The organism is [Actinomadura] parvosata subsp. kistnae (assembly GCF_900323885.1).
In the GTDB taxonomy this organism is placed as follows: Bacteria; Actinomycetota; Actinomycetes; order Streptosporangiales; family Streptosporangiaceae; genus Nonomuraea; species Nonomuraea composti.
Genome location: NZ_OOHJ01000033.1, coordinates 19299 through 42882, shown reverse-complemented (window position 1 = coordinate 42882; position 23584 = coordinate 19299). Strand labels below are relative to the sequence as shown.

Here is a 23584-nt window from a genome sequence, read left to right as displayed (position 1 = left end):
AGTTCCACGGATCGGAGGACGGCTGATGACCCTGCGCCTGCACGCCGAGGTGTGCACCGCCGACACCGACTACGGCACCGTGCTGCTCGACCAGCGCACCGGCGCCTTCTGGCAGCTCAACCCCACCGCCGCGCTGGCCGTGCGGCGGCTGCTGGACGGCGACACCGCCGAGCAGGCCGCCACCGCCATGGCCACCGCGTTCGACGTGGGGCCGGACGACGCCCTGACCGACGTCCTGGAGCTGGTGGACCAGCTGCGCGCGGCCGGGCTGGTGTCGCCGTGAGCGTGCCCAGCGCGCTGGAGCGCCCGCAGGGCGTGCCGTGGCGGGCCAGGGCGGCGGCGCGGGTGGCGGTGGCGGCGGCGTTCGTGCTCGCCCTGCTGCCCCCGAACCGGCTGCGGGCCGTGCTCCGCCTGCTGCGGCACGGCGCGCGCCCCGCGACGTACGCGCAGGCCAAGGCCGCCAGGGACGCGGTGCTCGCGGTGAGCCTGACCTGCCTGGGCGTGCACGGCTGCCTGCCCCGCTCGCTGGCCACCACCGTGCTGTGCCGGCTGCGCGGGTCGTGGCCGACGTGGTGCTCGGGGGTGCGGATGCGGCCGCCGTTCGCCGCGCACGCCTGGGTGGAGGCTGAGGGCACGCCGGTGGAGGAGACGGTTCCTGACGGATATCTCACCCCGCTGATCACGGTCGGCCCCGGCACGAAGGCTGAGCTGTCCAGCTTTCGCGCCGAGCGCAGATGACAGGTCCGGCCGTGGGCGTCAGGGGTCGACGGGCCGTCCCGCGGCGCGGGCACGGTAGGTGTCCTCGATGGTGGCGCCGTCGTGCAGGCCCCAGCTGACGATCCGGGCCGGGCGCAGCAGGATCAGCGGCCGGTCGCCGTCGATCGCCTCGGCGGTGCCGCGGATCTCCACGCCGCGTGGCCGCCACGGCGGCAGCACGTCGTCGACGACCAGCGCGGCCCGGCCGTTCCGTGCGATGTCACGAAACTTCCTGGAGCGGACGAGGTTGCGCCCGCCGATCTCGATGAGCGTGCCGGTCCCGTCGAGGGACCAGCCGACGGGTACGACGTGCGGCAGGCCGTCGGCGCCCACGGTGGCCAAACGTCCCAGCAGCCGTTCGCCGCGCAGGTAGGCCAGCTCGCGCTCGCTGAAGACGCTCATGCGGCCGCCGTCCGGAGGGCGCGCACGGCGTACGGCGAGATCGCGACCCCGAGGACCGCCACGCCGCCCGCCAGCCAGAACAGGGCGGTGAAGGCGGAGTCCGGCACGGCGGCGGCGCCGCCGGAGGCGATCACGGCGGCGGCGAGCTGGCTGCCGACGACGCCGCCGACCGTGCGGGCGATGTTGTTGAGCCCGTTCGCGGTGCCGGTCCTGGCCGGGGGCACGATGTCGGCGATCAGCTTGGGCAGTGCGCCCATGACGAGCCCGGAGCCCGCGCCGACCAGCCCGTAGAACACGAGGTGGTGCCAGTACGCGCCGTGCATGACGGCGATCAGCGCCGATCCCGCCGCCATCGCCACGAACCCGGCCGCCAGCGGCCAGCGGGAGCCGAGCGCCTGCGAGATCCGGCCGACCGCCATGCCCGCCGGGATGATGGCCAGCATGCCCGGCAGCATCAGCAGCCCGGCGACTGTGACCGAGGCGCCGAACCCGGCTCCGTCCGGGCCCGGCCGCTGCTGGGCGAACAGCGGGATCGCCACGTAGAAGAAGTACGATCCGGCGCCGAACAGCAGCGCGGCCAGATGCGTGGCCAGCATCGGCCGGTCCGTCAGCTCGGCGACGTCGATGAGCGCGTCAGTTCTGCGCCGCTCCAGGGTGAGCAGCGCGGCGCCGAGCAGTGCCCCGAGCACGAACAGGCCGAGCACCGGCGCCGACCCCCACCCCCACGACGGGCCCTGGGTGAGGGCGAGCAGCACCGCGACCAGGCTGAGCGCGAGCAGCAACGAGCCCGGCACGTCGAGCCCGCCGGCGGCGGCGCGCGCCCCGCGCGGCGTCCACCGGGCGACCATGACCAGGCTGATCAGCGCCAGCAGCGCGCCGAGGACGAACAGGTAGCGCCACGACAACCGGTCGGCGAGCAGCCCGCCGACCACCAGCCCCGCCCCGGCCCCCGCGCCGACGATGCCGGACACCAGGCCCATCGCGGAGGCCAGCCGCTCCCTGGGCAGCGCCTCGCGCAGGACCGCCATCGACAGCGGCACCACCGCCAGTGCCGCGCCCTGCACGACGCGGGCCGCGATGAGCTGGGCGATGTCCTGGGCGAGCGCGGCCCCGGCCATGCCGGCGGCGTACGCGGCGAGGACGCCGATCATGACGCGGCGCTTGCCGTACAGGTCGCCGAGCCGCCCGAGCAGCGGGGTGAGCACCGCGCTGGACAGCAGGAACGCGCTGAGGATCCAGGCCGACCAGGCCGGGGTGGTGTGCAGCTCGCGGGTGAGCAGGCCGAGCGCGGGGACGACGACCGTCTGCATCAGGGAGTAGCCGAAGACGGTCGTGACGAGCGCCGTCACGACCTGCCGGGGGGAAGCGGGCATGGTGTTCACCTCACAGGAATACTTCGTATCGCGAACAGTTCGTAGTGCTAACAAGATAGTTTGTGCCACGAACTGTTCGCAACTAGACTCGATCGCGGGAGGTGCGGATGAAGAGCGAGACCGGCGCGCCGGCGGGGCTGGGCTTCGCGGCGACCCTGGTGCGGATGTCGCATCTGGTGCAGCACGTCTTCGCGGACGTCAGCCGCGAGCGCGACATCACCCCGCAGCAGGCGCAACTGCTGTGCGTGCTGACCAGCGGCGACGGCATCGGCATGACGGACCTGAGCAGGCTCCTGCACCTGGAGAAACCGAGCCTGACCGGGCTGGTCGACCGGGCCGAGCGGCGCGGGTTCGTGCGCCGCGTCCGCGACGACGCCGACCGGCGCGCGTGCCGGGTCGAGCTGACCCCCGAGGGCCTCGACCTCGCCGTGCGGGTGCACGCCGAGATCGTCGGCAGGCTGGACGCGCTGGCCGCGGACCTGCCCGGCGAGGACGTCCTCCGGGTCGCCGACACCCTGACCGCCCTGCTCGCCCGGACCCCCTAGCAGGTACAGCCTGCTGTACTTTTTCGCCACCCGCCCGCCGGCCCGCGAAGCCCTGGCCTAGGGTCTGAGACCGGAACGTACGACGGGCCAGGCCACAAGAGAGGTGAACCCCGCTTGCGGATCGTGATCGCCGAGGACGACCCCTTGCTGCGCGAGGGCCTGGCGCTGCTGCTGCGCGCCGAGGACCTGGACGTGGTGGCCACCGCCTCCGACGCGGCCGGCTTCCTCGACGCCGTCGACGAGCACGCGCCGGACGTCGCCATCGTCGACGTCCGCATGCCGCCCACCCACACCGACGAGGGCATCGTGGCCGCCGTCGAGGCCCGGCGGCGGCGCCCCGGCCTGGCCGTGCTCGTCCTGTCGGCCTACGTCGAGCAGGCGTTCGCCACCGACCTGCTCGCGCGCGGCAGCGCCCGCCTCGGCTACCTGCTCAAGGAGCGGGTCGGCCGGGTCGAGGAGTTCCTGACCGCGCTGCACCGGGTGGCCGATGGCGGCACCGCCATCGACCCCGAGGTGGTCGCGCAGCTCCTGACCAGGAGCCGCCCCGACAACCGGCTCGAACGGCTCAGCCCGCGCGAGCGCGACGTCCTGGCCCTCATGGCCGAAGGGCTCGGCAACTCCGCCATCGCCGAGCGGCTGTTCGTCACCGACGGCGCCGTGCACAAGCACATCCGCAACATCTTCGCCAAGCTCGACCTCGCACCCGCCGACGGCACCGACCGGCGGGTGGCCGCCGTGCTCCGCTACCTCGAAGGCACCTGACCCTTCAGGCGCCGGGCCCCTTCAGTTGTCGGGCCTCTTTAGGTGTCGGGCTTCTTGAGGCGTCGGGGTGGCCCGTCACGTGCCGCACGGCAACGTCACGTCCAGAGTGGTCGGCCCACCGGCGGGGCTGGTCAGCGTGAACGACCCGTCGTGCGCCTCGACCCGCCGGCGGATGCCGGCGAGCCCGGAACCGCTCTCCCGCGCCCCGCCCTGCCCGTCGTCCACGACCCGGAGGACCAGCTGGTCGTCGAGCCGCCGTACGGTGACGACCGCGCGCCGGGCCCGGCTGTGCCTGGCGATGTTGGTGAGTGCCTCGGCCACCACGAAGTAGGCGGTGGCCTCGACGGAGGCGGCGGCCCTGACCGGCAGGTCGGCGTCGATCCGGCACGGCACCGGGCAGTCCGCCGCCAGCCCGGTGAGCGCGTCGGCGAGGCTCTTGTCGGCCAGTACGGGCGGCAGGATCGTGCGTACCACACCACGAAGCTCACCCAGTGCCTGCTCGGCGGCGTCCTGCGCCCGTTCCAGCGTGGCCCTGGCGGTGGCGGGATCGCGGTCCAGGGCCCGCAGCGCCGCCCCGAGCAGCACGTTGACCGCGACGAGCCGGTTCTGCGTGCCGTCGTGCAGGGAGCGTTCGATGCGGCGCAGCTCGGCGGCGTGCGCGTCGAGGACGGCGGCGCGGGTCGCGGTGAGCTGCGCCACGCGCAGGCTCAGGTCGGCGTCGGGGCCGGGCCGCAGGAGACGCCGGCCCGCCCACGCCTGCAGCCGCGCCATGCGCGGCGCGACGACCATGGTGATCGCGATCTCCACCGGGGCCAGCGCGGCGACCGCGACCGCGCCCGCTGTGTCCCTGACCTCCCACATCCCGTACGCCGCGCTCGCCGCCTCCTCCGGGGGCAGCAGCCACCACCACAACGCGAACGTCACGTCCTGCACCGCGTGCAGAGGCAAGGTGAGGGCGGCCAGGCCCAGGACCAGCCCGGCGGAGGCGTGCACGACCACCCAGCCCAGCTCCCGCCGCACCGTCGTGTCGGCGAGGGCGGCGCGGACCCCCGACGGCGGCGGAGGCGGGGGGACGAACTCCTCCCCGTCCCAGCGCGCGATCCTGGCTCGCTCCCGGTCGGTGACCGCCCGCACCCCGCGCACCGCCGCCGGCACCACCGCCAGCCCCACCCCCACCAGGCAGGCCACGGCGGTGAGGGCCGCGGACACCAGCGCGACCAGGGCCAGCACACCCGTCCCCATGCCGGCGACCAGGTGCTCGAGCGCGTCGAGGGTCACCCGGCCACGGGCGAGCACGTCCGCCCGCCGCGGCCACCGCAGCCGCGACCGCCGCTGGGCCCGCCCCTCACCGGCCGTCATGAGCCCGCACCTCCTTGACCGCAGCGGCCGTCATGGGCACGCACCTCCTCGGCCGCGACGGCCGTTCGTCGATCATCGCCGCACAGGCTATAGGTCCTGCGGATCGGGCTCGGCCGGCGGCCGGTAACCCAGCCGGCCCCGCGTGGCGACCAGCACCACGACCGCCGCCGTGGTGCCCGCGAGCAGCGTGACCCGGGACGCCAGCGCGGGCGTGGCCAGCGTCGGGAACACGTCGGAGTAGGCGATGGACATGAAGTTGTTCACGCTGACGTGCAGGAGCATGACCAGCGGCAGGCTCTGGCCGGTCCGGTTGAAGACCCAGGTGACGACCACGCTGAAGGCGCAGCAGAAGGCGGCGAACTCGCCGACCCTCGTCCAGGTCACATCCGGCCACCCGCCCCACTCGGTCAGGAACAGCGGCAGGTGCCAGAGACTCCACAGCGGCCCGAGAACGACGGTGGCGCCCAGCCCCCCGAGCGTGCGCTGCATCCGGGCCAGCGCGAAGTCCCGCCACCCCGGCTCCTCCGCCAGCCCGGTGGTGACCATCTGCAGCAGCAGACCCGGCACGTACGCCACCAGCACCGCGACAGGCGGCACACTGACCTGCCCGTCGGTCATCGCGAGCCCGGTGACGACGATGACGGCAGGCACACCGAGCGCCGTCACCAGATACCAGACCCAGCTCACCCGCCACTTGGTCATCCGCCGGACCCACCGCCGCACCCCCTCCTTGCCCTCCGAGACCCGCGTCACGAGGTAGGCGGCGAAGATCGGGCCGAGATAGGCGCCGGGCAGCACGCCCAGAAACTGCGTGGTGCCGAGCAGCGAAGGAAAGCGGAAGCTCAGAATTCCCAGGCCGTTCTGCGACAGGATGTACGGCAACCACGCGACCCAGCTCATCAGATTGGCCAGGACGAAGAAAGAGATCAGGGGCCGGTGCTGAATGAACCCCCGGAGCCCGGTCCTGCTCCTGCCCTGCTCGGTGATCGGGGGGCTGTTGACGGCCATGTCGGTGTTCCTTTGGTCGGCGTTCGACTGACACTGATCAGCACACCAGCCGGGCCCCCTCCCCGTCGTTCCCGCACACGCCCCAAAGGCAGGTACAGCCAGGGGTACCGGTCGACCATCGGCTGCATCGCCGGCGTCCGGAGGTCCGTCCATCCGCCCGCGGACACCTCGGAGGTGCTGAGTGCTTGGTGTTCGCCATCCGGATGCATCGCCATGCCTTGCGCGGGGGTGAAGAACACGTCCAGATCGCACATGCCGCCTCGCGCCCTCCGCCCTACGCAACGCGTTCAACGACCGGAAGGATCAGCTACCCGACCTCTGGGGCGGCACGTGGGATCCGACAGCGACGACGCGCTCATCGGCGCGGCCCGCGCACACATGCCCACTTACCTGGCGTTGCGCTCCGCTCTCGCCTCACAATTGCGCACTGTGCTCATTGGTGCTGACCGGGCGTCCCGTCGCCGGTGTTCAGGACTGATCCGCCATGGAAGACGACGACTTCACCCGTGCCATGCGGGCCGAAGCCCGCGGAGTAGCGCCCGACACCCGAGCGGCACACGCTGCACGCCGGGGCTGCATGCGGAGGACCAATCGGCCGATGTCCAGGAACTCAGTGACGATGCTCAGGAAGAACAGCGACTCATCCGGGCGGGCGTCACCCGGGCCTTCAGCGCGTTGATCCAGTATGAGCGGAATCGTGCATGATGGCTTGCATGTTCGAGGGACTTCACGACATCGACTGGGCATCGATGGAGCATGCCTACGGCCCGGCGGATGAGGTTCCGGAGCTGTTACTGGCCTTGCGCTCTCCTGATCGGGAGGAGCGGCACAAGGCTCTCAGCAGGTTCTACAGTGCCGTTCATCATCAGGGGGTGGTGGCCCCGTGCACGACGGCGAGTCTGCCGTTTCTGTTCGAGCTGGCGGGTGATCCCACCGTTCCCGAGCGGGCCGCGATCGTCGAGCTCTTGGTCAGCATCGGGCGGGCGGCCGTCGAGGAGTGCGAAGAAGAGTACGCCGACCTGGTGGACTTCGCCGGCGCCGCGGCGGTGATGCGCGAGCGGGCGGAGGCGTTCGTCGCCTTCGCCGCAGATGCCGATCAGCATGTGTGCCGGGCGGCGATTCCGGGGCTGGGGCTGTTCCTCGATGACGCGGAACGGGCCGGGGTGGTGCTTCGCGATCGGCTGTCGGCAGAGCCGGGGATGGTCGAGCGACTGCTGATCGTGGAGGCGATGGGGACGCTGGCCCTGCGCCTGCCCGCGTCGGCGGATGAGGTGATGACGGGGTTGGCCGGGCTGGCTGCCGATGTCACGGTGGATCCGGGAGTCCGGCTGGCGGCCGTGGTGCAGCAGGCCCGCCGCGCTCCGGAACAGATCGGCGAGGACGTCGTCCCGGCGGTGATCGCTTTGTTGCGGCAGATGGTGCTCGGCGCGGCAGCGTATCCGGTGTGGCGGGAGTCCACCGGGCAAGTCTCTCCAGCGGACGGAGCGCCGCCGCAGGTCGCCACCGCCTTCGAAGACCTTGACCGGCTGGGGCGCGTGCACGCGCCGACCACGGAACTGCTGCGCACGTTGCACGAGGCGCTGGCGGCGCGGGTGCCCGAGCGTACGGCGTTGCTCACGGAGCAACTGGCCGGCCCTGATCCCGGTTCCCGTCTGGACGCGATCCGGATGAGCAAGGAGCTCATGACGTCCTGGCGGGGTGACCACACCGGGCTCATCACGCTGGTCGCCGGACAGCTCAGCACGCGCGAGCACGAGATCGCGGCCGAGGCGGCAGCCGTCCTTGAGAGCTGCCACCCGATCGCCGAGCCGGCCCGCGAGCCGCTGGCCGCGTACGTCGCCGCGTACGGCCCGGATACGTGGAGCGCGCCGCAGCAGCAACTGCGCCGGGCCTATCAGAGCGCGGTCCGGGCCCTTGCCCGCATCGGTGATGGGCGTGCGGTGCCCGGTGTGCTGGCGGGGCTGGACGGCGGCGTCGACGACTGGCGCGCGGTCGAGGTCGCCGGTGCCCTGCGGGAGGCGTCGCAGAAGCTGGTGCCTCGGCTGTGCGACCAATTGCGCCGCATCGACCATGCGCAGCAGCGGCTGGAGATGAGCGCCGGTTCGGTGTTGTCCGCGCTGACCGGGCTCGGCGATCAGGCAGCGCTGGCCGTGATCAACGACACTCTCCTCGCGGCCGTACGTCACGAGCGGAAGTCGACCATCTGCTCGGCTCTGAAGGCGCTGGCGGCGTTCGGCCCCGCGGCGGCGCCCGCACTTTCGGGGATCCGGTCACTGACCGCGGCCTCCGACGCTCACGTGCGGCACGCTGCGGTGGGCGCGCTGTGGGCGGTCAGCGGCGACCAGGAGGAGGTGCTGCCGCTCCTCCATGACCTGCTTGGCAGCAGTGTCTTCTTCTGGAAGACGCTGGCAGCGGATGTGCTCGGCGAGATCGGCCCACCTGCTACGGCCGCACTGCCGCGCCTGCGGGAGCTGTTGACCGACACCTATGAATGGGTCCGCGTCCATGGTGCGACGGCGCTGTGGGAGATCGGCGGTGAGGCTGAGACACGACCTGTTCTGGACACCCTGCTGCAGGCATGGGAGCAGAACCCGGCAACGGCCAACCATGTGGTGGCGTGCCTGGACCGGATGGGTCCCGCCGCCGCACCTGCCCTGCCGCGGCTCCGTTCGGAGCTGGTCCGTGCCCGGCGCGGAGGACGGTTCGCGAGCATCGACAACGACGAGGAACTGCAGCGGATCAGCCGTGTCATCGTCGAACGGCTTGCCTGAGCCGGATTGGGGTCAGGTTCCGCCGCGGCCCCGCGGTTGTCAGCACACCGGCTTCTGGTACCGGGAGAGGCGCAGCTCGAACCCTGTGTCTTGCCCGGAGGCCGTGAGCGCGTGACCGCCGCTGGTGGTGAGGCTCCACAGCCAAGGCCGTACGTGGCGAAGAGCGGTCTGCCCCGGACTCGCGCAGATGGCCTGTCGCAGGACCAGACGCAGACGTTGCAGTTCCTCCAGGTCCGCTCCCGGGTGGTCCACCGCTCGCTGTCGTCCGTCCTGCGCGGTCTCCTCGGCCAGGGCCATCGCCCGCACTTCGACTGCCGGCGGCTCGTCTCTCCTGACGCCGATCTGCCGCGCCCGCCAGTCGGACCAGTTCGACCCGATGCTGTCCAACGCCGCCAGCAGCGTGGTGAGGACATGCCGTCCCACGTCCGTGCCCTGGCCCCAAACGTCCTGCAGCAGAGGGAGGATCTGGGCCCACGTCACATGCGCGAACCGACCGCCGTCCCTCAGTGATCGCCGCGGTCAGGATGCGGCCGGCGGCCGCGTCGTCCCGTCCCCGGTCGTCGGCCCGCACGAGTCGATCCCTGTCGTGATCACCGGCGGGACCGGCGCGCCGGTCGGTCAGGCGTTGAAGACGGCGTCGGAGCGGTCGCGGTTCTCGTGCAGGTCCCAGTACAGGGGCGCGATCTGCTCGGGCGTGGCCGTCGGGCTGCCCTCCGGGCCGCCTCCGCCGATCCAGACGTTGATCGCCACGTGTGCGGCGTGCACGCCGCTGCCGGCCAGCTCCTTGTTCAGGTTGATCACCCAGTTGCGCAGAGCCGCCTGGGCGGCGTTGGCGTTGCCGAACATCGGTAGCGGGTCCACGGAGCCGCCGCCGCTGGTGAACAGCAGGGTTCCGGCGCCTGCCGCGCGCATCGCGGGCAGCACCGCCTGGGCCGCCGTGACCGCGCCGTAGAAGGCGTACTCGATCATCGGTTGCAGATTGCCGATCGTGACCTCCGAGGGGGCGACCATGGTGAGGCCGGGCACCGGGGAATGCGGGGCCGGCGAGTACTCCAGGACGTCGATGCCGCCGAAGCGGGCCTTGGCCGCGTCCAGGGCATCGGTCAGTGAGGCGGGGTCGAGGAGGTCGGCGGGGAAGGCGGCGGCCGTGATGCCTTCCTGGCCGAGCCGGCCGGCCAGCGTTTCCAGCTTCTCCTTGGTACGGGCGATCAGCGCGACGTCGAAGCCGCGGCTGCCGAAGGTGCGGGCGATGGCCAGGCCCATGCCGGGGCCGGCGCCGACGATGGCGAGAGTGGGCACAGGGGGATCCCTTCCGTGTGGTGGCCGCCGGGACATCCGCGGGCGGACGCCCGGCCGGCGTGTGGATCAGGTCTGCATCAGGTGTGGGCGGTGGGAACCGCGTAGCCGTCCTGGACGCGGATCGCCGCGTCGTTGCCGGCGACGGCACGATGGACGGCGTGCCGGCGGCCCAGGACGCTGCCCTGTTCCCACGGCCGCACCTCAATTCCTACTGTTTGTGCGTAACGCCATGATGGACCAGTATGGATGGCCGTACAAAAGGCACATCGATGTGCGTGCCGGAAGGGAATGTGCGCCATGGACGTCACAGCCGGGCCAGGTGCCGCAGCCGGCCGAGGGCCGTGCGCCGGCATCCCCGCCGAGCAGATGGGCTTCGTCCGCCAGATCCTGGACCGCGTCGGGGACAAGTGGAGCATGCTGGTGATCGCCGCGCTCGAGGCCGGGCCGCTGCGCTACACCGACCTGCAGCGCGACGTCCCCGGCATCTCCCAGCGGATGCTCACCCTGACCGTGCGCCAGCTCCAGCAGGACGGCCTGGTGACCCGGACGGCCTACGCGGAGGTGCCGCCGCGGGTGGAGTACGCGCTCACGCCGCTCGGCCGCAGCCTCCACCACATCGTCACGTCCCTGATCACCTGGGTCGCCGACCACCACGACCAGATCCGCGAACACCGGCACCAGACCCTGAAGTGACGTCTCAGGTCCCGTTCGCGAGCTCGCTCTTCGGGGCGAGGAGCGGGGGCCGCACCTCCGGGCAGCGCACCCCGTGGGCGGGGATCGACTGCGCGATCAGGTAGCGGTCGATCGCGCCGGTGGTGCAGTCGCTCCGGCCGTACACGCCGTGTCCCGAGCCCTCGTAGGTGAGCACGCGGGCCTCGGCGCCGATCTGCTCGGCCGTGCTGAGCGTCCACAGGTAGCCGGTGGCGGGGTCGTTGAGCGAGGAGGCCAGCAGGATGGGCGGGGTGGCGTCCACCCGCAGCCGGTGCTGCGGGTTGGGGATGGGCGTGGGCTGCCCCAGGCAACCGGCGATCCGGCCGAGCGCGGGCGGGCTGTACCTCATGTCCCTGGCCGGCGGCGCCTGCCGGCGCAGGAGCGAGGCGTACTGCGCGTAGCCGGCGACCGGCAGATGGAAGTCCTGGCAGAACACCGGCGTACTGACCGGCACCTCCTCGTCTTTCTGGGCGCTCGCCGCAGGGCCGGGGCCACCGGTGTCGATGGCCTGCAGCAACTGGGCGAGTTCCGCCCAGTTCGGGTTGTAGAGCCCGGCGAACGCGGTGTTCACCAGCTCGTAGGCGCCCATGGGCACATCCGGCAGGCCCGGCTCGTGCAGCTCCCCGCGGTCGGCCCGGTCGAGCAGCCTCTTCCAGAACGCCCGGATGTCGTGGCCGTGCAGCGCGCACGACGTCGTCGCCTCACACCACAGGACGAACTGGTCGAACGCCCCCGCCGCATGGGCGGCCGTGGTGTTCAGGTAGGTGGCGGTGTCCACGCTGTGGTCGAAGTTGGAGTCGAGCACGAGCGCCCTGACCTTGCCGGGGAAGCGCTCGGCGTACGCCTGGCCGATCAGGGTGCCGTGGGAGACGCCGTAGTAGGTGAGCTTGGCCTCGCCCAGTGCCGCCCGGAGCGCGTCCACGTCACGGGCGACGTCGAGGGAGCTGACGTGGTCGTACAGCGGCCCGGTGCGCGCCCGGCAGTCCTGCCGCAGCCGCTGGTTGAACGACACCCAGGCGTCCATGTCGGTCTGGTTCTCGATGAACGGGTGCGGACGTTCGCGCACCAGCGCCGCCGAGCAGACCACCGGGTGGCTGCGTCCCACGCCGCGCGGGTCGAACCCGACGACGTCGAAACGGCCGCGCAGCTCGGCGCTGAAGTAGCCGCTGCCGTGCACCACGAAGTCGACCCCCGAGGCGCCCGGCCCGCCGGGGTTGACGACCAAGGAGCCGACCCGGGCTGCCGGGCCGGCGGCCTTGCGCCGGGCCACCGCCAGGTCGATGGTGGCGCCGCCGGGGGCGTCCCAGTCGACGGGCACCTTCAGCGTCCCGCATTCGGCGGTCGTGTCCTCGGGGCACGGCGCCCACGTGATCGTTGGCGGGGGAGCGGCAGCACTGGCGACGCCTCCTGAGGTCAGGCTGATGCCCAGGGAGGCGACGGCGGCGAGCAGGACGTGCTTGTTCATATGATCCTTCGTGGTCGGCCATGAGGTGGGGCACGGCGCCCGAAAAGATCATTCAGTGACCCGCATAACCGGGCCATAACCGTCCGCACCAGCACCTGGCCGGAGAGGGGAGACCCCAGGCAAGGACGTCTTTCACGGCTGGGGCGGGCGGAGCCGCGCGCCGCAGCTTCGCGAGCGCAACGGCCGGAGGAACGCGAGGGGGCCACGGATCGGACACGTGGGCACACCACCCCGCCACTTTCACTGTATAGCAGATCCGGCGGCCTCATGAGGCGCGAAAAAGTGGTTCATACTTGCCCGTTGCGAACCGACCCGACGAAGGATGGGGGCAACGGCCTTGGGTTACGTGATGGGTTTCGAGCGGATCGACTCGGCGAACGTCGCGGACGTCGGCGGCAAGGGGGCGAACCTGGGTGAGCTGTCGCGGCTCGACGGCCTGCGCGTGCCGGACGGCTTCTGCGTCACGACGGACGCGTTCCGGCGGTTCATGGACGAGGTGCCCGCGATCGACTCCCAGCTCGACCTGCTGGCGGGCGTGCAGCCCGACGATCACGCGACGATCCGCACCCTCAGCGCCGGCATCCGCGACCTCGTCGAGGGCACCGAGATCCCGGGCGAGGTGGCGGCGGCGATCGGGGAGGCGCTCGACCGGCTCGGCGAGCAGGGCCCGTACGCGGTGCGCTCCAGCGCGACGGCCGAGGACCTGCCGACGGCGTCCTTCGCCGGCCAGCAGGACTCGTACCTGAACGTGGCGGGCCTGCCCGAGGTCCTGCGGCACGTCCGCCGGTGCTGGGCCTCGCTGTTCACCGAGCGGGCCGTGACGTACCGGTGCCGGCAGGGCTTCGACCACCGCAAGGTGCGGATGGCCGTGGTCGTGCAGCGGATGGTGTTCCCGGATGCGGCCGGGATCCTGTTCACCGCCGACCCCGTGACCTCGAACAGGAAGGTCGCCACGGTGGAGGCCGGCTGGGGGCTCGGTGAGGCGCTGGTCTCCGGCCTGGTGCCCGCCGACGTCTACACGGTGCGCGACGACCGGGTGCTCACCGCGACGGTCGCCACCAAGACGCGGCTGTTCCAGGCGTCCCCCGAGGGCGGCACCCAGGAGGCGCCGGTCGAGCCGGAGCGCCGCACCCGGCGCGTGCTGACCGACGAGCAGGCCGTGCGCCTGGTACGGCTGGGCCGCCGCGTCGAGGCGCACTTCGGCCGCCCCCAGGACATCGAATGGTGCCTGGCGGGCGACGACTTCTTCATCGTGCAGAGCCGGCCGATCACCACCCTGTTCCCCGTCCCGGAGACCGCCGACCAGGACGACCACATCTTCGTCTCCGTCGGCCACCAGCAGATGATGACGGACGCGATGAAGCCGCTGGGCCTGTCGGTGTGGCAGCTCACGACCCCGCGCCCGATGTACGAGGCGGGCGGGCGGCTGTGGGTGGACGTGGCCCCCATGCTGGCCACCCCGGCGGGCCGGGCGGGCATCTTCGGGATGCTCGGCAAGTCCGACCCGCTGGTCGGCGACGCGCTGCGGACCCTGCTCGACCGCGGCGACCTCGCCCTCGCCTCCCCCGCCGAGGGCGCCGGCACGCCGCCCGTCTTCGACCCGCCCGCCCCGATCGAGACGGACCCGGCCATCGTCACCGAGCTGATCAGGCAGCACGAGGAGTCCGTCGCCCGGCTGCGGCACGACATCCAGGGGGTGTCCGGGCCGGCCCTGTTCGACTTCATCCTGAACGACCTCACGGAGCTGAAGCGGGTCATGCGCGACCCGCGCAGCCTCCCGGTGATCATGGCGTCGATGAACGCGGCCTCCTGGCTCAACGAGCACCTGGAGGAGTGGCTGGGCGAGAAGAACGCGGCCGACGCGCTCACCCAGTCCGTCCCGCACAACGTCACCTCCGAGATGGGGCTGGCGCTGCTCGACGTGGCCGACGCCGTCCGCCCGCACCCGGAGGTGGTGGCGTTCCTGCAGCGGGTCGCGGACGAGGGCCGCGACGGCGACGGCTTCCTCGGCGAGCTGGCCGGGCTGCCCGGCGGCACGCAGGCGCGCGACGCCATCCGGGGCTTCCTCGACCGGTATGGCATGCGCTGCCCCGGCGAGATCGACATCACCCGGACGCGCTGGAGCGAGCGCCCCGCCATGCTCGTGCCCGTCATCCTGGCCAACGTCAGGAACTTCGAGCCGGGCGCCGGCAAGCGGCACTTCGAGCAGGGGCTCCAGGAGTCGCGGCGCCGGGAGCGGGAGCTGCTGGCGCGCCTGCGCGACCTGCCCGACGGGGAGAGCAAGGCGGAGGAGACCAAGCGGATGATCGACCGCGTCCGCACGTTCGCCGGATACCGCGAGTACCCGAAGTACAGCATGATCACCCGCTACTTCGTCTACAAGCAGGCGTTGCTGCGCGAGGCCGGCCGGCTCGTCCGCGACGGCGTCCTGAGCGCCGAGGACGACATCTTCTTCCTGCGCTTCGACGAGCTGCACGAGGTCGCGCGCACCGGCGCCGCCGACCCCGGCCTCGTCCGGGAGCGGCGGGCGGCGTTCCGCTCGTACGAGGCGCTCACCCCGCCCCGGGTCCTCACCTCCGACGGCGAGGCCATCAACGGCCTGCACCGGCGGGCCGGCATCCCGTCCGGCGCGCTGGCCGGCCTGCCGGTCTCGGCCGGCACCGTCGAGGGCCGCGCCCGGGTCGTCACCGACATGGCGCGCGCCGACCTCGAAGCCGGCGACATCCTGGTCACCGCCTTCACCGACCCGAGCTGGACCCCGCTGTTCGTCACCGTCGCCGGGCTGGTGACGGAGGTCGGCGGGCTCATGACGCACGGGGCGGTGATCGCGCGGGAGTACGGGCTGCCGGCCGTCGTCGGGGTGGAGCGGGCCACCCGGCGGATCAGGGACGGGCAGCGGATCCGCGTCCACGGCACCGACGGATACGTCGAGCTGCTGGACTAGAGCAGGTCCGCGGCCACGCGGGCGGCCGTCTCGCGCAGCCACACGTGGGCCGCGTCGTGGGTGTGCACCGGGTGCCACCACAGGGCCTCGCGCAGGCTGACGGCCTCGAACGGGCAGGGCAGCACGCGTACCGGGGCGAGGTCGCGCAGCAGGCCGGCCAGCCGGCGCTGGATCATCGCCACCCGCCGGGTGCCGGCCACGAGCGCCGGCAGGAGCTGGAAGCTCTGCACGGTCACGTCCACGTACGGGTCGAGGCCGAGCATGGTGAGCTGGCGGGTGACGGGCGCGTCGAACGGCCGCTGGTAGATCACCCAGGGCAGCCGGGCCAGGTCGTCCATGGTCAGCCGCTCGCCCACCTCCGGATGGTCGTCGGCGACCAGGCACACCCACTCGTCGCGGTACAGCTCCACGGCGGGCAGGTCGCTGACGACGCCGTGCGGCATGAGCATGCCGTCGACGCCGCTGAGCGCCGTGCCGGCGTGCTCGACGATCTCGGGCGTGACGTGCCGGAAGTGCAGCCGCACGCCCGGCGCCTCGCGGTGCAGGAGGCGGGCCAGCCGGACGCCGAAGACGGCGATGCCGTAGTCGGAGGACAGCAGGGTGAACTCGTGCTGCTCGGTGGCCGGATGGAAGTCGGCGCGGCTGGCGAACAGCCGCTCCAGCATCGCCGAGGCGGTCGCGGCCGGGGCGAGCAGGGCGGTGCCGAGCGGCGTCAGCTCGTAGCGGCTGCCCTGCCGCACGAGGAGCTGGTCGGAGAAGTGGTGGCGGAGCCGGGCCAGGGCGGCGCTCATCGCGGGCTGGCTCAGGCCGACGCGCAGGCCCGCCCTGGTGACGTTGCGCTCCTCCAGCAGCGCGCGTAGGGCGACGAGCAGGTTGAGGTCGAGGCTGGCGAGGTTCATGCGGCATCCATGCGATGGATGGTAGCGATCCAGAGAATCGATTTCCCAGATCCTTTCGGATGCTTCAAGGTTAGGGGCGACGCATTCGGAGGAAACCTCGTGGAAACATCCCCGTCCCTCGCCGGCCCGTTCGCGCTCGGCACGTTCTCGTCCGGCGCCGGCCCCGCCTTCCCCGGCCTCGTCGCCGGCGGCCGGGTCCTCGACCTGAGCGCCCACGCGCCCACGACGCGGGCGCTGCTGGAGCGCTGGGACGACGTCCTGCCGCTGCTGCGCGAGGCCGCCGCCGCGCCGGCGGGGGAGTGGCGGCCGGTGGCGGAGCTGCGGGTGCACGCGCCCGTCGAGCCCCGGCAGATCTTCCAGTCCGGCGCCAACTACCGCACCCACGTCATCGACCTGGCCGTGGCGCACGAGCCCGCCGGCGGCCGACCGGCCGAGCAGGTGCGGGCCGAGGTGGCGGCGATGATGGACCGGCGGGCGGCCGAGGACCAGCCGTACGTGTTCATCGGGCTGCCGTCGTCGGTCACCGGCCCGTACGACGACGTGGTGATCCCGTCGTGGTGCACGAAGCCGGACTGGGAGCTGGAGCTGGCGGCGGTGATCGGCCGCCCGGCGTTCCGGATAAATCCCGATAAAGCACTTGAACATGTCGCCGCCTACACCATCGCCAACGACGTCACCGCGCGCGAGGTGGTCTTCCGGCGGGACATGCCGGAGATCGGCACCGACTGGCTGCGCGCCAAGAACGCGCCGACGTTCACGCCGCTCGGCCCGTACCTGGTGCCGGCCGCCTTCCTCGACCCCGGCGAGCTGCGGGTTACGCTCAAGCTGAACGGCGAGGTCATGCAGGACGAGTCCACCAAGGACATGATCTTCGGGGTGGCCCGGCTGGTGTCGTACGTGTCGCAGACCGTCGAGCTGCTGCCCGGCGACCTCGTCCTGACCGGCAGCCCGGCCGGCAACGGCCTGCACCACGGGCGGCTGCTGCGCGACGGCGACGTCATGGAGGGCACGATCACCGGGCTCGGCACGCAGCGGAACCGGTGCCGCGATGAACGCTGAGCAGGCCATCGCCGAAGCCGCGGCGAAGTACTCCAACTGGGGCCGCTGGGGCGAGGACGACGTCCTCGGCACCGTGAACTTCATCGACGAGGCCACCAGAGCCGCCGCCGCCCGCCTGGTCCGGCGCGGCGCGTCGTTCTCGCTCTCCCAGAGGTTCGACACCGACGGCCCGCAGAAGGGCTGGCGGCGCCGTACCAACCCGGTGCACACCATGACCGACACCGGCCTGGACGCCGTGCACGGGAACCAGGGCTTCCCGCACGGGTTCGGCGGCGCGGACGACGTGATCGCGATGCCGCTGCAGTGCTCCACCCAGTGGGACGGTCTCGGCCACATCTTCGACCACGGCCGCGCCTGGAACGGCCGGCCCGCGGACCGGGTCGTCACCAGCGAGGGCGACCGGGTGACCGGCATCGAGCACCTGGCCGCCCCGGTGGCGGGCCGCGGCGTGCTGCTGGACGTGGCGGCGGTGTACGGGGAACTGCCCGACGGCTTCGCCATCACCGAGGAGCACCTGACCGCCACCGCCGAGGCGCACGGCGTCGAGGTCCGCCGCGGTGACCTCGTGTGCGTGCGCACCGGCCGGCTGGCCAGGGCCAAGCGGGACGGCTGGGGCGACTACGCCGGCGGCCCCTCGCCCGGCCTGTCGTTCTGGACGGCCGGCTGGCTGCACCGCACCGAGCTCGCCGCCATCGCCACCGACACGTGGGGCTTCGAGGTGCGCCCCAACGAGTTCGACAACGCGTTCCAGCCCCTGCACCAGGTCGTCATCCCGCACCTCGGCCTGCTCGTCGGCGAGATGTGGGACCTGGACGCCCTGGCCGCCGACTGCGCAGCCGACGGCGTGTACGAGTTCTTCCTCACCGCCGCTCCGCTGCCGGTCACCGGCGCGGTCGGATCCCCCGTCAACCCCCTCGCCATCAAGTGAGCCCCCCATGACAGCAGTCGGGAACGTCCTGATCGTCGGCGCCGGCACCGCCGGCTCCGCCCTGGCGATCCTGCTCGCCCGCGCCGGCGTCACCGTGACCGTCGCCGAGATCGAGCCCGCCCCCACCACCCTCGGCTCCGGCATCACGCTCCAGGGCAACGCGCTGCGGGTGCTGCGCGACCTCGGCGTGTGGGAGCAGGTCAGCTCCGCCGGGTTCGCGTTCGGCACGCTCGGGCTGCGCGCGCCCGACGGGAGCCTGCTCGCCGAGATCCCCGACGCCCGCACCGGCGGCCCCGACCTGCCCGCCACCGTCGGCATGAACCGCCCCGAGCTGGCCGCGATCCTGGCCGCCGCCGTGCGCGACGCCGGAGCGCGCGTCCGCTACGGCCTGACGGTGGACGCCGTGTCCGGCAGCGGCGCGGTCACCTTCTCCGACGGCACCACCGCAGATTTCGACCTGGTGGTGGGCGCCGACGGCATCCGCTCGCACGTCCGCCGCCTGATCGGCGTCGAGGCCGCGCCCAAGCCGGTCGGCATGGGCATCTGGCGCGTCCACACCCGCCGCCCCAAGGACGTCGAACGCACCGACCTGATCTACGGCGGCCCCTGCTTCATCGCCGGCTACTGCCCGACCGGCGCCGACACCATGTACGCCTACCTCGTCGAGAAGGCCCGCCCGCGCGAGGCCGTCGGCGACAAGGCCGCCCACATGCGCGCGCTGGCCGAAGGCTACGGCGGCGCCTGGGACGAGATCCGCGCCGACATCACCGACCCGGCCCGGATCAACTACACCTGGTTCGAGTCGCTGCTGGTGGAGCGGCCGTGGAACCGCGGCAACGCCGTCCTGATCGGCGACGCCGCGCACGCCTGCCCGCCCACCCTCGCGCAGGGCGCCGCCCAGTGCCTGGAGGACGCCGCCGTCCTGGCCGAGCTGCTGCTCGCCGCCGACCGCCTCGACCAGGACCTGTTCGAGACGTTCATGGACCGCCGCCACGACCGGGTCAAGGCCGTCGTGGAGGCGTCGGTGCAGCTCGCCCGGTGGCAGCTCGACGGGGTGCGCGACGCCGACCTTCCCGGGCTGATGGGCCGGATCGCCGCGATGGTGAGCGAGCGCCCATGATCACCGTTGATGTGCACGCGCACGTCCTGCTGCCCGAGATCGAGCAGGCGGTGGCCGGGCAGCCGGGGCTCGCGGCCCACCGGGAGCTGGACGCCCGCCGCAACGGCCCCGACGCGCTCGCCGTGTCCGGCGCGATGATCGGCGCGCGGATCGGCCTGCTCACCCGGGCCGCCGACCGGCTGGCGGCGATGGACGAGGCCGGGGTGGACGTGCAGATCGTCAGCCCGTCCCCCTCCCACTACCACTACTGGGCCGGCCCGGAACTCGCCGCGGACGTGTGCCGCCTGGCCGCCGAGGGCGTCGCCGCGCACGTCGCCCAGGCGCCCGACCGGCTGTACGGCCTGGGCCTGGCCCCGCTCCAGCACCCCTCGCTGCTGCCCGGCGCCCTCGACGACGCGCTCGCCCTCGGGCTGAAAGGCGTGGAGATCTCCTCGCACGCCCCCGGCCGCGAGCTGTCCGACCCCGCCTACGAGCCGTTCTGGGCGCACGCCGCCGCGACCGGCGCGGTCATCTTCCTGCACCCGTTCGGCTGCACGCTCGACGAGCGCCTCGACCGCTTCTACCTGTCCAACCTCGTCGGCCAGCCCGTCGAGAACGCGGTCGCGCTGTCCCACCTGATCTTCGCGGGCGTCCTCGACCGGCATCCGGGGCTGCGGCTGCTGGCCGCGCACGGCGGCGGCTACCTGCCGTACCACCTCGGACGGGCCGACCACGGCTGGCGGGTGCGGCCCGACGCCCGCACCTGCGCCCGCGAGCCGAGCAGTTACCTGCGCGAGCTGCACTTCGACTCCCTCACCCACGACCCGGCCGCCCTGCGCGAGCTGGTCCGCGTCGCCGGGCCCGAGCGGGTGCTGCTCGGCTCCGACTTCCCCTTCGACATGGGTGACCCCGACCCGCTCGCCGCCCTGCGCGCGGCCGGGCTCGCGGACACCTCCATCCGGGGCGGCAATGCCGTCCGGCTGTTCGACCTGAAGGATCCCTCATGAGACTCATCACCCACCTGCGGCACGTGGACCTGGCCGTGCCCGACTACGACAAGCAACGCGACTTCTACGCCGGCGTCTGGGGCCTGACCGAGGTCGCGAGCGACAGCGGCATCAGCTTCCTGGCCGCCGAGGGCTCACCCGAGCAGTACGTCGTCCGGCTGCGCAAGGCGGCCGAGAAGCGGCTCGACCTGATCTCCTTCGGCGCCGCCTCGGAGAGCGACGTGGACGCCCTGGCCGAGCGGCTGCGCGCCGCCGACGTCCGGCTGATCTCCGAGCCGGGCAAGCTCGACACGCCCGGCGGCGGGTACGGCTTCCGCTTCTTCGACCTCGACGGCCGCACCGTCGAGGTCTCCGCCGACGTCGCCGTCCGCAAGCACCGCAAGCTGGAGGCCAAGGAGTCCGTCCCGTGCGGCTGTCGCACGTCGTGCTCAACGCGCCCGACATCGACGCCACCCGCACCTGGTACGAGACCCACCTCGGCTTCGCCCTGTCCGACACCCTCGCCCACCCCCGCATGGGCCAGGTCATGCACTTCATGCGCTGCAACCCGCAGCACCACAGCATGGCCATCGCCCGCGGCCCGCACACCTCCCTGCACCACATCAGCTTCGAGCTGCGCGGCCTCGACGAGTACATGTACGGCACCGGCCGGCTGCTGCGCGCCGGCGTCCGCATGATCTGGGGACCCGGCCGCCACCTCGCCGGCGACAACACGTTCTCCTACTTCCTGGACCCGCACGGCAACACCGTCGAATACACCACCGAGCTGGAGGAGCTCGACGAGGACACCTGGCACCCCCACGTCCACGACTTCTCCCAGCCCGAGGTCACCGACCAGTGGGGCACCGCCAACCCCATGAACGAGCTGATCGCCAAGGAGTCGTTCAACGACGTCGACCGCGGCGTGTTCGTCGCCCCGCCGGTCTGATGGGGCCCGTCTGATGAAGATCGTGACCTACACCCACGACGGCCGCACCCGCTCCGGCCTCGTCGAGGACGGGGTGGTGCGGCCCCTGCCCGAGAACGCCGGTCCGCTCGGCATCCCCGGCGACGTGCGCACCGGCGAGCCGATCCCGCTGGCGGAGGTGCGGCTCCTCCCCGCGGTCCAGCCGGCCTCCGTGCGGGACTTCGTCGCCTTCGAGGAGCACGTTGAAGGGGTGCGCAGGAGCGTGGAGGGCCGCGGCGGCGTCCCCGACGCCTGGTACGACGCCCCCGCCTTCTACTTCACCAACCCGCACGCCATGATCGGCGCCCACGACGACGTGCCGATCCCGCCCGGCTGCCACACCTTCGACTTCGAGCTGGAGGTCGCCGCCGTCATCGGTAAGGAGGGCGCCGACCTCACCCCGGAGCAGGCCCGCGACCACATACTCGGCTACACCATCTTCAACGACTGGTCCGCCCGCGACCTGCAGTCCCGCGAGATGCGGGTCGGCCTCGGCCCCGCCAAGGGCAAGGACACCGCCACCACCCTCGGCCCGTGGCTGGTGACGGCCGACGAACTGGAGCCGTACCGGGACGCCGACGGCTTCCTGCGCCTGGCCCTGTCGGCGCGCGTCAACGGCACGGAGCTCGGCCGCGACCTGCTGTCCAACATGAGCTGGACGTTCGAGGAGCTGGTCGCCTACGCCTCGCGCGGCACCCGCGTCCGCCCCGGAGACGTGCTCGCCTCCGGCACCTGCGGCAACGGCGGTTGCCTGGCCGAGCTGTGGGGCCTGCACGGCGAGCAGGACCCGCCGCCGCTGCGGCCGGGGGACGTGGTGGAGCTCACCGTCGAGGGCATCGGCACCATCCGCAACACCGTCGTCGAAGGGACGGCCCCGCTGCCCCTCCCCAGAGCCCGCCGCCGCCCCGGCACCGGCCCTGACCCCGCCCGTCCTCGCGAGATCAGCCCAGGAGGCGGTGGCAGGCGACGTTGCGGACCCGGAACTCCTGCCGGGACGGCGGGAACATCTGGTCGCACTGCATGCCGAGCAGCGACGTGCCCTGCTGGCGGCCGGGCGGCGATGCGGGCGTGTGGGAGGAAGGAGTGTCCGGCCGGTGTTTCGGGCCTCGGGGACGGTGCCGCTCCTTCGCAATGTCGCTCACGTTCCCAGTGGCGGGGGCAGCGGCGGGGCGGTGCCGGGTGCGGGGCGGGGCCGGGCGGGTTCGCGGTGGGTGCGCGGCTCGACGACGCCGGCGTCCGCGCCCACCCGGGTCGCGCCGCTGCTCTGTCCTGCGGTCTTGCCGCCGGGAAGGGCCGCCGTGCCGAGTGAGGACGACGCTGCTGCGGTGTCCGGTTTGCCCCACAGCTGGGCGGCGGCCGGCGCGTCCTCCTGCTGAGCGGCGGCCGTGCCCTGCGGCGAGGCGTTCCGGCCGGCGGTGGACGGGCCCGGTCCGCCCCCGCTTCCCACGACCAGCGCGGTCGCCACGGCGGCGACGGCCGCGCCTGCCAGTAGCAGGGTCTTCGCGGACACTCGTCTGCGGCCCCGCCCAACCTTCTTGCGCATGTCCTGCCCCCTGATGCGCTCGATCCGTACGCGTGCGCGCAGCGTATCGGCGCCTTCCTGCGGGCCGGCCCGGCCTTGGGCGGCTCCTAGGCCGTTCGTGGACGGCTCGTTCCCATGCGGCCGGGTGGGCGGGGTCGCGGTTGGAGCGTTCGTGGGATGGGCAAGACCGGCGGGGTGAGATGGAACGTCTGGGTGGACGACTGGCAGCTGCAATGCTGCGGCGAGCCCTTCCGCGTCGGCGCCACGGTCTCCTGGACCCTCGTCCCGGCCGACCGCGACTGGCTGGCCAACGCCCTGGGGGAGAAGACCGCCGCCACGATCGAGTGGAGCGAGGAGCACCACAGCGACCCGTCCCCCGACCAGCTGAGCATCGAGGCGGAGGTCACGCACATCTCGGCGGCCCACGCCCGGATGGAGCCCCTGCCCGGCGGCGACGCCCGGCACCCGGTCGGAGGCGTGCTCTCCCCGCGCACCAGCGCCGACGGGTGGGAGAAGAACGACGGGGAGCTGGAGTTCATCGGGTACGTCGTGACCCTGGCCGCGCTCGACAAGTCAGCCGGCGACCCGTTGGGCGCCGCCAGGGAGCCGGGCCGGTAGCCGGTCCCGCCCCGCCGTTCATCCACCGCCGTTCATCCACGGCCGTTCACCCGCCGCCGTTCATCCGCCGCCGTCCCGTGTGCGAACCGTTCGTGACCTTCGAGCAACAGG

At 72.7% G+C, this 23584-nt stretch carries 23 protein-coding genes and 1 pseudogene; 15 read left to right on the top strand and 9 right to left on the bottom strand.

All coding sequences use genetic code 11. The features are described 5' to 3' along the window. The first annotated feature begins 25 nt into the window (after positions 1-25). Positions 26-283 carry a lasso peptide biosynthesis PqqD family chaperone gene (locus KIS93_RS61430; protein ID WP_080038140.1) on the top strand — a complete coding sequence of 86 codons (258 nt, stop codon included), beginning with the start codon at positions 26-28 and terminating at the stop codon, positions 281-283. Further along, entirely contained in the window at positions 280-738 is a 459-nt protein-coding gene (locus KIS93_RS61425) for a lasso peptide biosynthesis B2 protein (protein WP_186405166.1), read from the top strand. Before KIS93_RS61430 ends, KIS93_RS61425 begins: the two co-directional genes overlap by 4 nt. Positions 739-756: 18 nt before the next feature. Here KIS93_RS61425 and KIS93_RS61420 read toward each other — a convergent pair whose 3' ends face one another. Both KIS93_RS61420 and KIS93_RS61415 read right to left on the bottom strand, forming a co-directional pair. After that, positions 757-1158, bottom strand: a complete 402-nt coding sequence (locus tag KIS93_RS61420) for a PPOX class F420-dependent oxidoreductase (RefSeq protein WP_080038142.1) — start codon at positions 1156-1158, stop codon at positions 757-759. Then, the gene (locus tag KIS93_RS61415; RefSeq protein WP_155126894.1) at positions 1155-2531 is read right to left on the bottom strand and encodes an MFS transporter; all 1377 of its coding nucleotides are present in this window, start codon (positions 2529-2531) and stop codon (positions 1155-1157) included. Before KIS93_RS61415 ends, KIS93_RS61420 begins: the two co-directional genes overlap by 4 nt. Positions 2532-2638: 107 nt before the next feature. On the opposite strand from KIS93_RS61415, the gene KIS93_RS61410 reads away from it, so the two are divergent. Together KIS93_RS61410 and KIS93_RS61405 are read left to right on the top strand one after the other, a co-directional pair. Further along, positions 2639-3076 carry a MarR family winged helix-turn-helix transcriptional regulator gene (locus tag KIS93_RS61410; protein ID WP_080038144.1) on the top strand — a complete coding sequence of 146 codons (438 nt, stop codon included), beginning with the start codon at positions 2639-2641 and terminating at the stop codon, positions 3074-3076. Positions 3077-3190: 114 nt separating this feature from the next. Further along, on the top strand, positions 3191-3838 hold the full coding sequence (locus KIS93_RS61405) for a response regulator (protein ID WP_080038145.1): 648 nt from the start codon (positions 3191-3193) through the stop codon (positions 3836-3838). A gap of 75 nt (positions 3839-3913) precedes the next feature. Here KIS93_RS61405 and KIS93_RS61400 read toward each other — a convergent pair whose 3' ends face one another. Both KIS93_RS61400 and KIS93_RS61395 read right to left on the bottom strand, forming a co-directional pair. After that, entirely contained in the window at positions 3914-5197 is a 1284-nt protein-coding gene (locus KIS93_RS61400) for a sensor histidine kinase (protein WP_080038146.1), read from the bottom strand. Between the two features lie 87 nt (positions 5198-5284). Beyond that, complete coding sequence (locus KIS93_RS61395; protein WP_080038147.1) at positions 5285-6205, bottom strand: type II CAAX endopeptidase family protein; 921 nt, start codon at positions 6203-6205, stop codon at positions 5285-5287. A gap of 713 nt (positions 6206-6918) precedes the next feature. On the opposite strand from KIS93_RS61395, the gene KIS93_RS61390 reads away from it, so the two are divergent. Then, complete coding sequence (locus tag KIS93_RS61390) at positions 6919-8976, top strand: HEAT repeat domain-containing protein (RefSeq protein ID WP_222108180.1); 2058 nt, start codon at positions 6919-6921, stop codon at positions 8974-8976. A gap of 39 nt (positions 8977-9015) precedes the next feature. Here the strand turns inward: KIS93_RS61390 and KIS93_RS61385 are convergent, their stop codons facing one another. From KIS93_RS61385 to KIS93_RS68205, 3 genes are all read right to left on the bottom strand, one after another. Further along, the gene (locus KIS93_RS61385) at positions 9016-9399 is read right to left on the bottom strand and encodes a hypothetical protein (protein WP_186405165.1); all 384 of its coding nucleotides are present in this window, start codon (positions 9397-9399) and stop codon (positions 9016-9018) included. 195 nt (positions 9400-9594) lie between these two features. After that, positions 9595-10275, bottom strand: coding sequence for an SDR family NAD(P)-dependent oxidoreductase (locus KIS93_RS61380; RefSeq protein WP_080038150.1), 681 nt, complete (start codon positions 10273-10275; stop codon positions 9595-9597). 77 nt (positions 10276-10352) lie between these two features. Further along, on the bottom strand, positions 10353-10475 hold the full coding sequence (locus KIS93_RS68205) for a hypothetical protein (RefSeq protein ID WP_268966947.1): 123 nt from the start codon (positions 10473-10475) through the stop codon (positions 10353-10355). A gap of 97 nt (positions 10476-10572) precedes the next feature. Here KIS93_RS68205 and KIS93_RS61375 point away from each other — a divergent pair, with 97 nt between their 5' ends. Continuing rightward, positions 10573-10968, top strand: coding sequence for a winged helix-turn-helix transcriptional regulator (locus KIS93_RS61375; RefSeq protein ID WP_222108179.1), 396 nt, complete (start codon positions 10573-10575; stop codon positions 10966-10968). A 4-nt stretch (positions 10969-10972) separates the two neighbouring features. Here the strand turns inward: KIS93_RS61375 and KIS93_RS61370 are convergent, their stop codons facing one another. Next, positions 10973-12451 (bottom strand): alpha/beta hydrolase, encoded by a 1479-nt coding sequence (locus KIS93_RS61370; protein ID WP_155126897.1) that lies wholly within the window; start codon positions 12449-12451, stop codon positions 10973-10975. Positions 12452-12797: 346 nt separating this feature from the next. Here KIS93_RS61370 and rph point away from each other — a divergent pair, with 346 nt between their 5' ends. After that, positions 12798-15395, top strand: a complete 2598-nt coding sequence (gene rph / locus KIS93_RS61365) for a rifamycin-inactivating phosphotransferase (protein WP_246005573.1) — start codon at positions 12798-12800, stop codon at positions 15393-15395. On the opposite strand, the gene KIS93_RS61360 is transcribed toward rph, so the two are convergent. Beyond that, positions 15392-16294, bottom strand: a complete 903-nt coding sequence (locus KIS93_RS61360) for a LysR family transcriptional regulator (RefSeq protein ID WP_080038153.1) — start codon at positions 16292-16294, stop codon at positions 15392-15394. The two genes, rph and KIS93_RS61360, sit on opposite strands and share 4 nt — an antisense overlap. 99 nt (positions 16295-16393) lie before the next feature. On the opposite strand from KIS93_RS61360, the gene KIS93_RS61355 reads away from it, so the two are divergent. The 8 genes and pseudogenes from KIS93_RS61355 to KIS93_RS61325 all read left to right on the top strand — a co-directional run bounded on the left by KIS93_RS61355 (position 16394) and on the right by KIS93_RS61325 (position 23473). Beyond that, positions 16394-17353 carry a fumarylacetoacetate hydrolase family protein gene (locus tag KIS93_RS61355; protein WP_222108178.1) on the top strand — a complete coding sequence of 320 codons (960 nt, stop codon included), beginning with the start codon at positions 16394-16396 and terminating at the stop codon, positions 17351-17353. Then, complete coding sequence (locus tag KIS93_RS61350; protein ID WP_080038154.1) at positions 17343-18281, top strand: cyclase family protein; 939 nt, start codon at positions 17343-17345, stop codon at positions 18279-18281. Before KIS93_RS61355 ends, KIS93_RS61350 begins: the two co-directional genes overlap by 11 nt. 7 nt (positions 18282-18288) lie before the next feature. Beyond that, positions 18289-19401, top strand: a complete 1113-nt coding sequence (locus KIS93_RS61345) for an FAD-dependent monooxygenase (protein WP_080038155.1) — start codon at positions 18289-18291, stop codon at positions 19399-19401. Then, positions 19398-20387 carry an amidohydrolase family protein gene (locus tag KIS93_RS61340; protein ID WP_080038156.1) on the top strand — a complete coding sequence of 330 codons (990 nt, stop codon included), beginning with the start codon at positions 19398-19400 and terminating at the stop codon, positions 20385-20387. Before KIS93_RS61345 ends, KIS93_RS61340 begins: the two co-directional genes overlap by 4 nt. Then, a pseudogene (locus KIS93_RS69485) lies at positions 20384-20677 on the top strand (VOC family protein); the annotation flags it as partial. The gene KIS93_RS61340 and the pseudogene KIS93_RS69485, both read left to right, overlap by 4 nt. Before the next feature lie 116 nt (positions 20678-20793). Continuing rightward, a complete protein-coding gene (locus KIS93_RS64220) occupies positions 20794-21315 on the top strand; it encodes a VOC family protein (protein ID WP_222108176.1) in 522 nt (173 codons plus the stop codon). A 13-nt stretch (positions 21316-21328) separates the two neighbouring features. After that, complete coding sequence (locus tag KIS93_RS61330; protein WP_186405163.1) at positions 21329-22642, top strand: fumarylacetoacetate hydrolase family protein; 1314 nt, start codon at positions 21329-21331, stop codon at positions 22640-22642. A gap of 390 nt (positions 22643-23032) precedes the next feature. Continuing rightward, positions 23033-23473, top strand: a complete 441-nt coding sequence (locus KIS93_RS61325; protein WP_080038160.1) for a DUF6578 domain-containing protein — start codon at positions 23033-23035, stop codon at positions 23471-23473. Positions 23474-23584 lie beyond the last annotated feature (111 nt).